11 protein-coding genes are annotated in these 14,131 nt (G+C 62.3%); 7 read left to right on the top strand and 4 right to left on the bottom strand.

All coding sequences use genetic code 11. From position 1 onward, the window contains the following. The first annotated feature begins 273 nt into the window (after positions 1 to 273). Complete coding sequence (gene mgtA / locus ACWJKU_RS09185) at positions 274 to 2,850, top strand: magnesium-translocating P-type ATPase (protein ID WP_454147918.1); 2,577 nt, start codon at positions 274 to 276, stop codon at positions 2,848 to 2,850. 65 nt (positions 2,851 to 2,915) lie between these two features. Then, positions 2,916 to 3,497, top strand: a complete 582-nt coding sequence (locus ACWJKU_RS09180) for an HMA2 domain-containing protein (RefSeq protein WP_454147916.1) — start codon at positions 2,916 to 2,918, stop codon at positions 3,495 to 3,497. 236 nt (positions 3,498 to 3,733) lie between these two features. Here the strand turns inward: ACWJKU_RS09180 and ACWJKU_RS09175 are convergent, their stop codons facing one another. Next, a complete protein-coding gene (locus ACWJKU_RS09175; RefSeq protein ID WP_454147914.1) occupies positions 3,734 to 3,973 on the bottom strand; it encodes a hypothetical protein in 240 nt (79 codons plus the stop codon). Between the two features lie 111 nt (positions 3,974 to 4,084). Between ACWJKU_RS09175 and ACWJKU_RS09170 the strand changes: the two genes are divergently transcribed. Both ACWJKU_RS09170 and ACWJKU_RS09165 read left to right on the top strand, forming a co-directional pair. After that, on the top strand, positions 4,085 to 5,041 hold the full coding sequence (locus ACWJKU_RS09170) for an NAD(P)-dependent alcohol dehydrogenase (protein WP_454147912.1): 957 nt from the start codon (positions 4,085 to 4,087) through the stop codon (positions 5,039 to 5,041). A gap of 67 nt (positions 5,042 to 5,108) precedes the next feature. Beyond that, the gene (locus ACWJKU_RS09165) at positions 5,109 to 5,324 is read left to right on the top strand and encodes a hypothetical protein (RefSeq protein ID WP_454147910.1); all 216 of its coding nucleotides are present in this window, start codon (positions 5,109 to 5,111) and stop codon (positions 5,322 to 5,324) included. Between the two features lie 212 nt (positions 5,325 to 5,536). On the opposite strand, the gene ACWJKU_RS09160 is transcribed toward ACWJKU_RS09165, so the two are convergent. The 3 genes from ACWJKU_RS09160 to ACWJKU_RS09150 form a co-directional block, all read right to left on the bottom strand. Further along, positions 5,537 to 8,494 carry a transketolase gene (locus ACWJKU_RS09160; RefSeq protein ID WP_454147908.1) on the bottom strand — a complete coding sequence of 986 codons (2,958 nt, stop codon included), beginning with the start codon at positions 8,492 to 8,494 and terminating at the stop codon, positions 5,537 to 5,539. Positions 8,495 to 8,558: 64 nt separating this feature from the next. Further along, on the bottom strand, positions 8,559 to 9,746 hold the full coding sequence (locus ACWJKU_RS09155; protein ID WP_454147906.1) for an NAD(P)/FAD-dependent oxidoreductase: 1,188 nt from the start codon (positions 9,744 to 9,746) through the stop codon (positions 8,559 to 8,561). A 119-nt stretch (positions 9,747 to 9,865) separates the two neighbouring features. After that, positions 9,866 to 10,291, bottom strand: a complete 426-nt coding sequence (locus ACWJKU_RS09150) for an OsmC family protein (protein WP_454147902.1) — start codon at positions 10,289 to 10,291, stop codon at positions 9,866 to 9,868. 197 nt (positions 10,292 to 10,488) lie between these two features. Between ACWJKU_RS09150 and ACWJKU_RS09145 the strand changes: the two genes are divergently transcribed. From ACWJKU_RS09145 to ACWJKU_RS09135, 3 genes are read left to right on the top strand one after another with little or no spacing between them, the layout of a single operon-like run. After that, positions 10,489 to 11,886: a paraquat-inducible protein A gene (locus ACWJKU_RS09145; RefSeq protein ID WP_454147900.1), complete on the top strand. Its 1,398-nt coding sequence runs from the start codon at positions 10,489 to 10,491 to the stop codon at positions 11,884 to 11,886. Next, a complete protein-coding gene (locus tag ACWJKU_RS09140) occupies positions 11,861 to 13,510 on the top strand; it encodes a PqiB family protein (protein WP_454147898.1) in 1,650 nt (549 codons plus the stop codon). Before ACWJKU_RS09145 ends, ACWJKU_RS09140 begins: the two co-directional genes overlap by 26 nt. Beyond that, positions 13,507 to 14,088, top strand: a complete 582-nt coding sequence (locus ACWJKU_RS09135) for a PqiC family protein (RefSeq protein WP_454147896.1) — start codon at positions 13,507 to 13,509, stop codon at positions 14,086 to 14,088. The genes ACWJKU_RS09140 and ACWJKU_RS09135 overlap by 4 nt, the downstream gene beginning before the upstream one ends. Positions 14,089 to 14,131 lie beyond the last annotated feature (43 nt).

Raw genomic sequence — 14,131 nt, 5'->3', positions numbered from 1 at the left:
GTTTACGGCTGAGTATCCGGACGGTCGATGACGAACGAATCGGCCAAAGCTTCCCGGGAAGCCGTTCAAGAACGCCGCGACCCCATTCGAGACCGGGGCGAATGGGCAATTCGTGCCGATCCTGTCGAAGCCTGAACGGGGCAGATTTTTCGAGGTGCCCTCCAGATATTCAAATAGTGCATCATGGAAATCCGGCGCACTATAAGTAATATTCTCGATGCCGGGAGCGAAACGCCGGGACCTCGATATTTCCCTTTGCAGCAAAACTTCCCTATGCGCATTCGAAAACGCCCCGAAACCGTGCGGACCCCAGCCGATTTCCTCGGTCAATCCCTCCCGGAACTCTTTTCCCGGCTGAATGCGAGCCGGGCCGGGCTGGAACGGGCCGAAGCGGAACGGCGATTGAAGCGGCATGGGCCGAATGCGCTGAGGAACCATGCCTGTCGACGGGCGGTCGCGGCTTTCCTGAGCCGGTTCCAGAACCCCTTGGTGTTGCTGCTGATCGCCGCCGCCGCGGTTTCGGCCTTCGTTCACGAGGAAACCAGCTTCGTCATCATTTGCGTGATGGTGCTGGCCAGCGTCACCCTGGACTTCGTTCAGGAATATCGCGCCGGCCGTGCGGCGGAACGGCTTCGGGATTCGATTTCGAACACCGCCCGGGCGATCCGGGACGGCACTCCGACCGATGTTCCGGTTGCGGCCGTGGTGCCGGGCGACGTCGTGCTTTTGTCGGCCGGCGACCGGGTGCCCGCCGACGGCTGGGTTCTGGAGGCGCGCGATTTTTTCGTCGGCCAGGCGCAACTCACGGGAGAGCCCTATCCGGTCGAGAAGAGCGCCGGAGAGTCGCCGGCCGGGAGCGATCCGGAGTCGGCCGTACATGCGGTGTTCATGGGGTCTTCGGTCATCAGCGGCACGGCGCGCGTTCTGGTCTGCCGCACCGGGATGGCGACCTTTCTCGGCCGGATCGCGGAATCGCTCGACCGGAAGCCGCCGCCCACGGCTTTCGAATACGGCACGCGCCAGTTCGGGCTGCTGCTGATGCGCATCACCTTTCTGCTGGTGCTGTTCGTCCTCTTCGTCAATACGTTTTTCCATCGGCCCTGGCTCGACACCTTCCTGTTCGCCATCGCGCTGGCCGTGGGGCTGACGCCCGAGTTACTGCCCATGGTGGTGTCGGTGACTCTGTCCCGCGGCGCCCTGCGCATGGCGGACAAGAAAGTGATCGTGAAGCGGCTGGCCGCCATCCATGACCTCGGCAGCATGGACGTTCTGTGCACGGACAAGACAGGCACCTTGACCGAGGCGCGCATACGGCTCGAAAAACACCTGGATGCCGAGGGGCGCGACAGCCGCCGGGTGTTGGAGCTGGCCTATATCAACAGTCATTTCGAAACCGGCCTGAGAAGTCCCCTGGACGAGGCGATTCTGCGCCACGGGGAGATCGATGTCCGCGGCTGGATCAAGATCGACGAAGTGCCTTTCGACTTCGAGCGGCGCCGGGTCTCGGTGCTGGTCGACGACGGCGTGCGGCGGCTGATCGTGGTCAAGGGCGCACCCGAAGACATTCTGAATCTGTCTACCACCTTCCTATTCAACGATCACGGAACCGTCCAGGCTCTGGACGGGGCCGCCCGCAGTCGGGTCGCGGAGCGGTTCGCCGGACTGAGTAAGCAAGGATTTCGCGTGCTGGGCATCGCCTTTCGGGAAGTGGACAAAAGCCACCGGCACGCCATGGTGGACGACGAGAGCGAACTGGTGTTCGCCGGTTTTGCCGCGTTTCTCGATCCGCCCAAGCCCGGCGCGGGAGAAGCCCTGGCACGGCTGGTGCAAAGCGGCGTCGAGGTGAAAATCGTCAGCGGCGACAACGAGTGGGTCACCCAGCATCTCTGCCATGAACTCGGCATACCGATAAAAGGCGTGCTGATGGGAGCCGAGATCGCCATAATGGACGATCACGCCCTGGCAGCGGCGGTCGAAAAGAACAATCTGTTCTGCCGGGTGACGCCGAACCAGAAGACCCGGATCATCCTGGCCCTCAAGCAGCGCGGGCGGGTGGTGGGGTTTCTCGGCGACGGCATCAACGACGCGCCGTCGCTGCACATGGCGGACGTCAGCGTTTCCGTGGACAGCGCCGTGGACGTGGCCAAGGAAGCCGCCGACATGATCCTGCTGGAACAGGACCTCAGGGTGCTGCACGACGGCGTGCTGGAAGGGCGGCGCACCTTCGGCAACATCATGAAGTACATCATGATGGGCACCAGCTCCAACTTCGGCAATATGTTCAGCATGGCCGGCGCTTCCGTGTGGCTGCCGTTCCTGCCGATGCTGCCGACCCAGATTTTGCTTAACAACTTTCTCTACGATGCCTCGGAAGTGCCGATTCCGATGGACCAGGTGGACGAGGAGTTTCTGAAGGAACCGCGGCGCTGGGACATGGCGTTCATCCGCAATTTCATGCTGACGATCGGCCCGGTCAGCTCGCTGTTCGATTTTCTGACCTTCTATCTTCTGCTGGTCGTGTTCAAGGCCGACGAATCGCTGTTTCAAACCGGCTGGTTCGTCGAGTCGCTCGCAACCCAGGTGCTCGTCATCTTCGTTATCCGCACCCGGCGCAATCCGTTCCAAAGCCGCCCGCATCCCTGGCTGTTCATGACTTCGCTGGCGGTGGTCGCTATCGCCGCCGGGCTACCTTTCACGCCGCTGGGGCGTTATTTCGGATTCGCGGAGCCGCCTTTGGATTTGTTCGGAATTTTGGTGCTGATCGTGGCGGTTTATCTGGCGCTGGTCGAAGCGATCAAGCGATGGTTTTTCAGGCGGTACGATCGCGGGAGAAAGCCGCTGACCGGCTGACGGCAGCGGGATACTCCGCTCGGAATTCCGGTCTGAATCGTGACGGCAACACGCAGGAGGCGACGGTGGTTATAAGTTCACGCAAGACTCGTCGGGCGCGGATGATCAGCGCCATTCCGGGACGGCTGCGGATAAGAACCCGCCATGCCCGCCGTAATCCGGCGCTCCTGAGCCGGATAAAGGGCATTTTGGAAGCGAAACCGGACGTTTCCCGGATACACGTGAATCCGATCACGGGAAGTTTCACCGTCCATTACGATTCCGGCCGCTACGGCAAGGACGGAATCCTCAAGGCGCTTCAAGATCTCGACGTCATCGTGGAGGACGTGACGCACGCGCCTTCGGTCGCTCCGCCCAAGGCGACGTTGACGGTGAACGAAGCGATCGATGATTTAAATCTCCGCCTGAGCCGCTGGGCCGGGCTCCCGGTCGATCTTCGGACCGTGTTGCCGCTGGCGTTCGTCGGAGCGGGGTTCTGGTCGATATTTCGGAACGGGCTCATGCTCGAAAAAGCGCCGGGCTGGCTGCTGCTCTGGCTGGGTTTCGACCTGTTCGTCAAAACCCGGCCGCACGACGCGGCGCAACGGAAATCGGTATCGCCCGTCAAGCCGGGTCAGAGCGGGGAGCCGTCGGCTCGTTCCGCCTAGAGCATTTCCCTGGGAACTCTAGCGGTGGTTTTGAGGTGTGAGGAGAATACGAGTCGCTTGCGGAGTTGCCGCGATGAAGGCGTATTCGATGGATCTGAGAGTTCGGGTGCTGGCGGATAGCGAAGAGGGACCGAGTACGACCGAGATCGCACGGAAACAGCGGGTCAGCGCGTCCTGGGTCCGGCGGTTGAAACAGCGCCGTCCGAATCCAGGCGAACAGCGCTTCGGTCGGCGGGTCAGGCGCGCCGCAACCGTTTTCGCACATCGCTTTCCAACTGCCGCCATTGCCCGCCGTTCAGCCATTTTTCGCACCAGTGCGTCAATTGCGCCGGGTTGGAGCTCATGATCCGGTATTCCTGTTTGGCCTGTTCCGGACCTTCCGTCGGCCACCACGAAAGGGTGTCGAATTGCCGTTGGATATGGGCCCTGACCGCTTCGAACGTATCCGCGTCGATTTGAATGTGGCGTATCGTCATTATGAGTCTCCCGTAACGTGCGGCTCCGCCTGCTTTGACGTCCGATCTCAAATAAAATTTACTTCAAGCTTATCGTTTTTCGCGGCCGTCAATCGACTCGGGAGGTAATACATGAAAGCGATGCAGTACACCGGCTACGGCGATCCTTCGAAGCTGCGAATGGCCGAAGCGCCCCGGCCGAAACCGTCGCCCGATCAGTTGCTCGTCAAGGTGGCCGCCAGTTCGGTCAATCCGATCGACTGGAAGCTGCATAACGGCAGTCTGCGCTTTCTCGTGCCGGTGCGGTTTCCGTCGATACCCGGCCTGGATCTCGCCGGCGAAGTCGTGGAGGCCGGCGCGAACGTCGGCCGATTCCGGCCGGGCGATCGGGTGATGGCTTGTTTGTCCGTTCGAAATGGCGGATCGGCTGCCGAGTTCGCCGTGGTTGACGAACGATCGGCCGCGCCGATTCCCAAGGAAATGAACGAGCGTGAAGCCGCAGCCTTGCCGCTCGCCGGAATGACCGCCTTGCAGGCGCTGCGCGATCTCGGCCGTCTTCAGAGCGGCTATCGGGTGCTCATCGTCGGCGCTTCGGGCGGCGTCGGACACTATGCCGTGCAAATCGCCAAGGCGCTCGGGGCGCATGTCTCCGCGGTCTGTAGCGGCGCCAACGTTTCCCGGGTGCGCGAACTCGGCGCGGATGAGGCGATCGACTATACCCGGACCGCGGAATTTGGTCCCGCGGGCTCTTTCGATTTGATTTTCGATGCCGTGGTTTCGGAGTCGTTCGGCCGTTATTGGAACTTGCTGAAACCCGACGGCATTTATGTGTCCACTCTGCCCAAGATCGGCCTGATGATCCGATCGTTGCTGCTCGGGCTTTTCTCGAAAAAGCGGATCAAGACCGTGATGCTCAAGCCCAACGGGGAAGACTTGAGGTTCCTGGGCGCGCTGGTCGAGCAGGGGCGGTTGCGTTCCGTCATCGACAGCGTGTTCCCGCTGTCGCAGCTAAGCCTCGCGCATGCTCGAAGCCAATCGGGCCATGCCCGGGGAAAAATCGTCATCGACCATCGCGACACACCCGCCTGATCGCCGCGGGAATTCTCGGGGAGAACATCGTACAATGGTCTTTTGACCAACCCTTGCCCACAGACCTATGCGCATCGACCTAGACGGCAACATGGAATTGACTGCGGAAGAGAACCAGGAGCTCATGGATCAATTGGATATACCCGAGAGCGAATACGACGACCCGCCGGTCGAAATCGAGTGCATCGGCGTGGAGAACGAGGTCGCCACCTTCAAGGCCACCAACACCAAGACGGGGAAATCCGTTCAAATGGTGTTCGACTTGATGAACGAGGAAGATTAGGTCCGCTTCCTTTCCGCGGTTCGATCGCGGGCTAGAGCACTCGCGTTGACGGCAGTCCGTGCGGAATGTGTGTGGTCGTGGGGAGGCGACTGAAGTCGCCCCTACAAAAGTCCCTGCGTCCGGTATTGAAAACGCTCTAAAACCCGCTCCCGCAAGCCGATAACCCCATCCGGCAATCGCTCTCGGGCGGCGATGCCCGATCCGGAAATAGCCTAACGGCCCAAGCATTCCAGAATCTTTCGTTCGATCGCTTGGCGGGAGATACCGTAGCGGTCTAGCAGTTCTTCCATCGTTCCCGACCGGGGCTCCCGCGCAACGGCGAGATGATGTATCGGAACCGATGAATTCAAGGCTGCCGCGACGGCGTCGCCGAGTCCTCCGTCGCGCCAATGGTCTTCCACGACCACGACGCCGCCGGTTTCGTGCGCCGCCCGCTCCAGGGTCGCGACGTCGAGCGGCTTGACTGAATAGGCGTCGACGACCCGCACCGCGATTCCCCGTTGCTTCAGGCTGTCGTAGGCGGCGAGCGCCTCGTGTACGGTAATCCCGGCCGCCACTACCGTGAATTCGTCGTGTTCGCCCGAACGCAAGACCTTGCTGCCGCCGACCGGAAAGGCTTCGTCGCCGGAATAGATGACCGGGGTTGCCGGCCGGGTGGTGCGGAGATAGACGATGCCCGGCGTGTTTACCGCCCGTTCGGTGAGGCGTTCGGCGCTGACGGCGTCGCTTGGATAGAGCACGGTGCTGTCGGCCAGGGCCCGGAACATGGCCAAATCCTCCAGCCCCATCTGCGAAGGGCCGTCCTCGCCGACCGACACGCCGGCATGGCTGCCGCAGAAAACGAGGTGCGGCGGACGGCTGTGGCCGGCCATGCGGATGAAGTCGTAAGCTCGCGAGAGAAAACAGGCGAAAGTGGCGGCCACCGGAATCTTGCCGGAGACGGCCAGGCCGAGCGCGGTTCCGGTCATGTTCTGTTCGGCGATGTAGCCTTGGAAAAAGCGCTTGGGATAGGTCCTGGCGAAATATTCGGTGTACGTCGAGTTGTTCACGTCGCCGTCGAGCACCACGAGTCCCGGCATGAACCCGCCGAGCTTCTTGAGGGCATCGCCGAATCCCTTGCGCGTCGCGACTTTTTCGCCCGGCTCATAGCCGACCTCGAGGGGCGGCGCCGGTTCGGGCTCGGGGCGCCGGATCTCGGACAGCCGGCGCGGCTCGACGGTCATGTGAAAATCGGTTTCGCCCAGCTCCTTGAGGGCCCGCTCCGACTGCTCCCGATCCAGCGCCTTGCCGTGCCAGCCGTGGGCGCCCTCCAGGAAGGAAACGCCCCGGCCTTTTTCGGTCTGGGCGATGATCGCCGTCGGGCCGCCTTTCCGGGCGCGATAGAGCGCATCGAGAATGGCTTCCATGTCGTGGCCGTCGATTTCGATGGTCGCCCATCCAAACGACTGAAACCGGCGGGCGAACACGCTCGTGTGATGGTCGTAAGGTGCGGGCGCGGATTGTCCCAGGCCGTTGACGTCGACGATCGCGACCAGGTTCGACAGCTTGTTGAGGGAGGCGAACTGCGCGGCTTCCCATACCGAGCCTTCGGAGCATTCGCCATCCCCCAGGAGGCAGTAGACCCGAGCGGGGATGCCGTCGAGCCGGTCGGCCAGCGCGATCCCATTGGCGGCGGACAGCCCCTGTCCCAGAGAACCGGTCGCCACTTTGACCCAGGGGTTGTTCGGGGTCGGATGTCCCTCGAAGACGCTGTCGATCTTGCGCAGCGAATTGAGGTTCTCGCGACTCGCGCCGGCTTCGTGCAGGGCGGCCCACAAGACCGGCGCCGCGTGGCCTTTGGACAGAACGAACGAATCGACGTTGCGGGCTTTCGGGTCCTTGGGATCCCAGCGCATTTCGTGGAAGAAGAGGGCGGCGACGATATCGGCGCAGGACAGGCTCGACGTCGGATGTCCCGATCCCGCCTCGGTCGTCATGGTAATGATTTCCCGCCGCAGTTGGCGCGCCACTTCCCGTAATGGGGCGATGCCGCGCCGGTTCGAATATTTCTGGCACTTGTCCGCCAGGCTGTCCAGCAGGGCATCGTACGGCTCGATGAATTTCTGAACGCCTTCGTTTTCGAGCTGGGCGGCAACCAGGCCGAAATCGATTCCGAGCTTCGCCAGATCGTCCATCACTCGGCGGGACCCGTCCAGATCTTCCTCGATCGTGTCGCGCACCGCGCCGTGGTCGGCAAACGCCTTGATGGTCGCTTCCGGCATGGTGTTGACCGTGTGCGGTCCGATCAGCGGCTCCACGTACATCACGTCGGAATAATCCGGATTTTTCGTGCCGGTGCTCGCCCAGAGCATGCGCTGCATGTGCGCGCCCTTGTCTTCCAGGGCTTTCCAGCGGGCGCTCTCGACGATCCGCTTGAAGCTCCGGTAAGCCAGCTTAGCGTTGGCTACGGCCGTTTTCCCCAGCAGTCTTCTCGGGTCCGGCTGAAGGTCTTTCGCAATCTCGGAGGTGATCCGTTGGTTTAAAAGCCGGTCCACCAATACGTCGATCCGGCTCAGAAAAAAGCTGGCTACGGAAGCGACGTTTTCCAGCGGCAGGCCCGCCTCGCGCCGCCGTTCGAGCGCTCGGAGGTAGGCCTCGGCGACGGCTTCGTAGCGCTCGACGGAAAAGAGCAGGGTGATGTTGACGTTGATGCCCTCGAACAGCAGCTGTTCGATCGCCGGCAGGCCGGCGAGGGTGCCCGGAATTTTGATGAACAGATTGGGGCGGTCGACAGTTCGCGCCAAACGCCGCGCCCGTTCGATCGAAGCCTCCGTGTAATGGGCGATGTGCGGAGACACCTCGAGGCTGGCGTAGCCGTCCCGTCCGCCCGTTTCGTCGTACACCGGACGCAGGATGTCGCAGGCGTTTCGGAGGTCGGTGGTCACCAGGGCTTCGTAGATCTCGTGAACGCCGGGGCAGGCGGGATGACTTCCGACGATGTCTTCGATTTGCCGGTCGTAATCGCCGGTCCCGGCGATGGCTTTCTGAAAAGTCTGCGGGTTCGAGGTCAGCCCGCGCAATCCTTCCCGGCGGACGCGGCATTCGAGTTCGCCGCTCGAAATCATGCGCCGCGTGAGATCGTCGATCCAATAGCTTTGGCCGTGCTCGGCCAATTTGAAGAGGCTGTCCATCGCATTCTCCTGGGGAAATCCAATCGAGATCGTCCGCCGGGCTCGACCCGAAGGGTCTCTCCGGCTAAAGCCGTCCCTTGAAATCCCGGGGGTCGATCGGCCCTGGCCGGGCGATCAGTTCGCGGGCCGCGTCGACCCGTTCCCATACGTTCCATAACAGCACGCCTCTGACCCGGCCGTCACGCAGGTAATAGACGACGCCTTTCCGGTTAGGTTCCGACCAATCGGCTACCGTTTCCAGGCGGGAGTCCGTCTCTCCGACCGCTTCGTATCCCAGATCGAACAGGTCGGAGTAGAAAAACGGAAGGTGATGGTAAGGTTCGCTTTCGCCGGCCATGTTGAGACCGGCGCGCTTGCCCATGCTGTTGGCGTTGTCTTCGTGCTCGACCCGCAACCGCCTGTCCAGAGCCGGATTGTAGAAATTGGCGATGTCCCCGGCCGCATAGACGTCCGGCGAGCGCGCTTGCAGGAACTCGTTCACCACGATGCCGTTGTCCACCGCGAGCCCGGCGCTTTCGGCAAGCCCGGTGTTCGGCGCCAGGCCGATTCCGGCCACCACGGCATCCGCCGGAATCGCTCTCTCGCCGGCCGTTTTCGCATCGCGGACGGTCAGGACGAAGCCGGTTTCCGCCCGTTGAAGATCGGTGACCTGTTGTCCGGGCAATACCTCGACGCCCTGCTGCCGGTAGTAATCGTTCAAGAATAGGCTGAGATCCCGAGGGAACAGTCGCGCACCTATCCCTTCGTCGGGAAAGACCATGACTACTTCTTTGCCGTTCATCGCCAAAGCCGCGGCGATTTCGGAGCCGATGAATCCGCCGCCGATGACGGCAAAACGCTGTTTGTCCCGGCTCAGCGCGTGAAGCCGCTGATAGTCGTCCAGGGTGCGGAAATAAATGACGTCGTCTCCGCCGAACGGGAGGCGCCGCGGAGTGCCGCCCGTCGCCAGCAACAATTTATCGAAGGTGTAGGAGGCGCCTTTATCGTCATCGAGGCGTTTGGCCGCCAAATCCAGAGCGGTGGCGGTCCGGCCGAGGTGCAGATCGACATTCCGTTCCGAGGTTTTTCGCCAGATGCGGTCAACGGGTTTTCCCTTCCAGAGTCCCTTGGAGAGAGGAGGGCGGTCGTAGGGAGGGTGCGCTTCCGCGCCGATCAATCCCACCGTACCATGCGTATCGATCTCGCGAATGCCGCGGATCGCGGCGTCTGCCGTCATTCCGCCGCCGATGATGAGGTAATTGTAGTGTGGCATATCGGTTTTTCTCCCGGAGCATTGAGACAAATCGTTGTCCTGCGCCACCCTGATCCGTTTCGGACCCTGGGCTCGAACGGATTATGCCATGCCGGATGAGGGCGAACGACGGCTCTGCGCTAGACGAGTCTGGCCCGAAGCTTGATTTCAGCGCCGCCGAGAAGTTGCGAGACCGGGCAGTTGCGTTTCGCCTCGTCGGCGAAGGATTGGAACGTTGCCGGGTCTATCCCGGGAACTTCGCCTTCGGTCTCCAGCTCTATCGTGGTTATTTTGAATCCTTCGCCCACTTTTTCGAGATGCACTTTCGTCGCGGTCGAGATGCGACGGGGCGCGTGTCCCGATTGCGCCAGGCCGTGCGCCAGCGCCATGGAGAAACATCCTGCGTGAGCCGCACCGATGAGTTCTTCGGGATTTGTGCCCTGTCCCTCCTGGAACCTGGAGGCGAACGAATAATTTCCGGCGAAGGCGCCGCTGCCCAGCCGCAGGGTTCCTTTGCCTTGCGGGAGATTGCCTTCCCATTCCGCCGATGCGCTCCGTACCGACATGTGATCCTCCTGCCGGGCTTGCCTTAGGATATGAGACTGATCTCCGGAAAGAGAGTTGCACGGCGCCGGAGCCGGGCCGTTCCTTCGACAACGCGGCATTCCTGTGCCAAGATATCGAACCCGACGAAGCTGCGCTTTATCTGCCGACCCTTGCTTGTAAGACCTGCCGACTTTTCCGGCCACTTGTCGAAAATGCCTTGTTTCCTGCTGCCGTTCAGGCTTCGGCGCAGGCGTTTCCCCTGCGGGAACCGACTCGGACGGCCGGCCTGCGCGCGCGGAATGCCGCCGTTTTCAACCTATCTTCCCGTCGCGACACCATGCCGGCCGTCACTGCCTTCAACGATTTAGAGAACCTCTGCGCCTGCCACGAATGCGATCTTCTGCAACGCAAAGTCCCGCTCGCGCCGGGGCAAAGCGCGCGCTGCCGCCGCTGCGGCGCGCTGCTGTACCGTTCACCCGGCGACACGCTCGATCGGACATTGGCTTTCGGCATCGCGGCATTCATTTTGTTTTGCGTCGCCAATCTGTTTCCCATTCTCAGTCTCGCCATTCAGGGCAAGCACACCGAAGCGACTCTGCTGGGCGCGGTGCTCGAATTGCAGAAGCAGGGCATGGGCGTGATGGCCGGGCTGGTTCTGTTCACCACGATCATCGTGCCGGCCATGGAACTGTCGGGCTTGCTGTACGTGTTACTGCCGCTGAAGTTCAATAGAAAGCTGCGCGGTCAGGCCGCCGTTTTCAGGCTGATTCAGGCGCTGCGCCCGTGGGGCATGGTGGAAGTCTTCATGCTGGGGGTCCTCGTCTCCTTGGCCAAACTCGCCCATATGGCAAGCATTCACCCGGGCTGGTCGCTGTGGCTGTTCGGCACTTTTATTTTCGCCATGGCGGGAACCGTGGCCTCGCTGGACAGCGAAGAGATTTGGACGCGGCTGGGGCGCCGCCATTCCGCTGCCGCGCCGCGACGTTCCGGGGCGGGTCACTTGAGCTGTCATGCCTGCGGACTGCTCTCTTTTCGCTCGGCGGAGGGCGCGGAGCAACACTGCCCGCGGTGCGGCAGCGCGCTCCACGCCAGAAAGCCGAACAGCGTCAGCCGGTGCTGGGCCCTCCTGATCGCCGCCTTGATTTTATATGTTCCGGCCAACGTGTTGCCGGTCATGTCCACCTCGTCGATCGTCGGGGCTCAGGCCGACACGATCATGAGCGGGATCGTGTATCTGTGGCTGTCGGGATCGTGGCCGCTGGCGCTGCTGGTGTTCTTTGCCAGCGTCATGGTGCCGCTGCTGAAGCTCATGGCGCTGACTTTGCTCTTGACGACGGTGCAGGCCCGGTCGCGCTGGCGGCCGCTGGACCGTACCCGGTTGTATCGGCTGACCGAAAAGGTCGGGCGCTGGTCGATGGTGGACATTTTTGTCGTCACCATGCTGGTGGCTCTGCTGGACGTGCGCCCGCTCGCCGCGGTCGAAGCCGGCCCGGGCGCGATTGCCTTCGGCGCCGTCGTGGTGCTCACCATGATCGCCGCCATGAGTTTCGACCCGCGTCTGATATGGGATCCCATTCAAGAAAATGTCCATGCAAAACAACGATTGGAAAAATAAGCCGAATCCAGCCCCGAACGCTTCCTTGCCGGAGGCGTCCGTGGCGCCGCCGAGCCGCTTCGCTTTTTCGGTGGTCTGGGTGATACCGCTGGTTGCGGCGTTGATCGGCGCCTGGCTGGCCTGGAAAGCCATCTCGGAACGAGGCCCCGTGATCACGCTGGTTTTCAAGAGCGCCGAAGGCCTGGAGCCGGGCAAAACGCCCGTCAAGTATCGGGACGTCGAGGTCGGCAAAGTCGCCGACGTCGCGCTGAGCGAGGATAGGGCCAGCGTCATCGTCAGCGTCGAGATGCGAGACGGAACCGAGAGCTGGCTGGTCGACGATACCCGGTTCTGGATCGTGCGTCCGCGCGTGGTCGCCGGCAATATTTCGGGTTTGAGTACGTTGCTTTCCGGTTCCTACATCGGCATGGACGTGGGCGGTTCCAGCGAGCGGAAATACGAGTTTCACGGTCTGGACGTACCGCCGATCCTGACCTCCGATCTGCAAGGCCGTCGCTTCGTCCTCAAGGGCGAGGATTTGGGCTCGCTGGACGTGGGATCGCCCATCTATTTCAGGCACATCGCCGTGGGCAAGGTGTTGGGATTCGAAATGGATCCCGCGGGAACCGGCGTGACCCTGCAAGTGTTCGTGGAAACGCCCTACGACCGCTTCGTGACCGGCGGCACCCGTTTTTGGCACGCCAGCGGCGTCGATCTGACGCTCGACGCCAACGGCGTCAAGCTCGATACGGAATCGTTGATGACCATCATGCTCGGCGGGGTCGCATTTTCCTCGTCGCCCGGCAACGAAAAACCCGAGCCGGCCGCGGAGAACGCGGCATTCACGCTCTATGCCAACCGGACCGCGGCCTTTGCGCCGCCCAAAACCGAGCGACGCACGATGGTTCTTTATTTCGACGAATCGATACGCGGGCTTTCGGTTGGCGCGCCGCTCGATTTCAGAGGCTTGCCCGCCGGGGAGGTCACCGGAATCCGCGGCGAATGGGACGCGCGGGACCACCGCTTCCGCATCGCCGTCGACGTCGGCCTGAGCTGGGGCGGGATCATACGAAACCGAAATGGCGAGCGCATCGCCACCTCGCGCGAGGCCGTGGAGAAACAACTGAGCCGGATGGTAGAGAAAGGACTTCGCGCCCAATTGCGCACCGGAAATCTGATCGCGGGACAGCTCTATGTCGCGCTCGATTTTTTCCCGTCCGCATCGCCGGCGCATCTGGACTGGACCCAGAATCCGCCTGAATTTCCGACCATGCCGGGCACCTTGCAGTCGCTGTCGGATAGCGCCGAGCACATCGTGAAAAAGCTGGACAAACTGCCGCTCGACCAGATCGTCGCCGAGCTGCGGCAAACCATGAATTCTCTGAACCAGACGCTGCGCAGCATGGAGCGACTGACCTCCAATCTGAACCGCGAGCTGGTGCCGGAGATGAAAACTACGATCATCGACGCCAGGCGCACGCTGACCGAGGCGCAGAAAACGCTCGCTACGGACGGACCCCTGCATCACGGCGCGCGCGATGCGTTGAACGAGGTTTCGCGGGCGGCCCAGTCGCTGCGCGTGCTGATGGACTACCTGGAGCGCCACCCGGAATCACTCCTTATGGGTAAAGAGAAACAGCCATGATCCGTTTTCTATCGATGATCTTGTTGATCGGCCTGTGCACCGGGTGCGGAGGCTCCGCGCCGGCGCGATTCTACACGCTGATGCCGACGGACGATCCGGCTTCGGCACGCGGCACGGTCGGCGACGGCGCCGAAGTGATCGTGGTCGGGCCGGTGACGATCCCGGCCGCCCTGGATCAACCGCAGTGGGTCGTCACCAAGAGCGAGCACGAGGTCGAGGTTCTGGAGCAACACCGCTGGGCGGCGCCGTTGAAGGACGAAATCACCGGTGCATTGGCCGCTCGCCTCTCCCGCCTGCTCGGAAATGCGACGATAGCCGCTTACGCCCAATCGGCCTCGCTCGATCCGGACGTGCGGATTCAGGCGGACATTTCCCGCTTCGAACTCATCCCCGGAGACAGAGTCGTTCTCGATGCGCTGTGGACGATCAAAGCGAACGATGAAGGGGCTGCCCGCCACGGACATACCCGTCTGACGATCCCCGCGGCGGGGAAGGATTACGCCGGATTGGCGAGCGCCCAGAGCCGGGCGCTCGACGCGATGGCTCAGGATCTCGCCGCGGCTTTGCGGGTTCGGTGAGCCGGGGCGAAATCGCCGCGAGCGGAAAACACCGAAACCCCGA

The sequence above is a fragment of the Methylocaldum sp. MU1018 genome (assembly GCF_053646775.1).
This window is presented reverse-complemented; position numbering and strand designations above follow the sequence as displayed.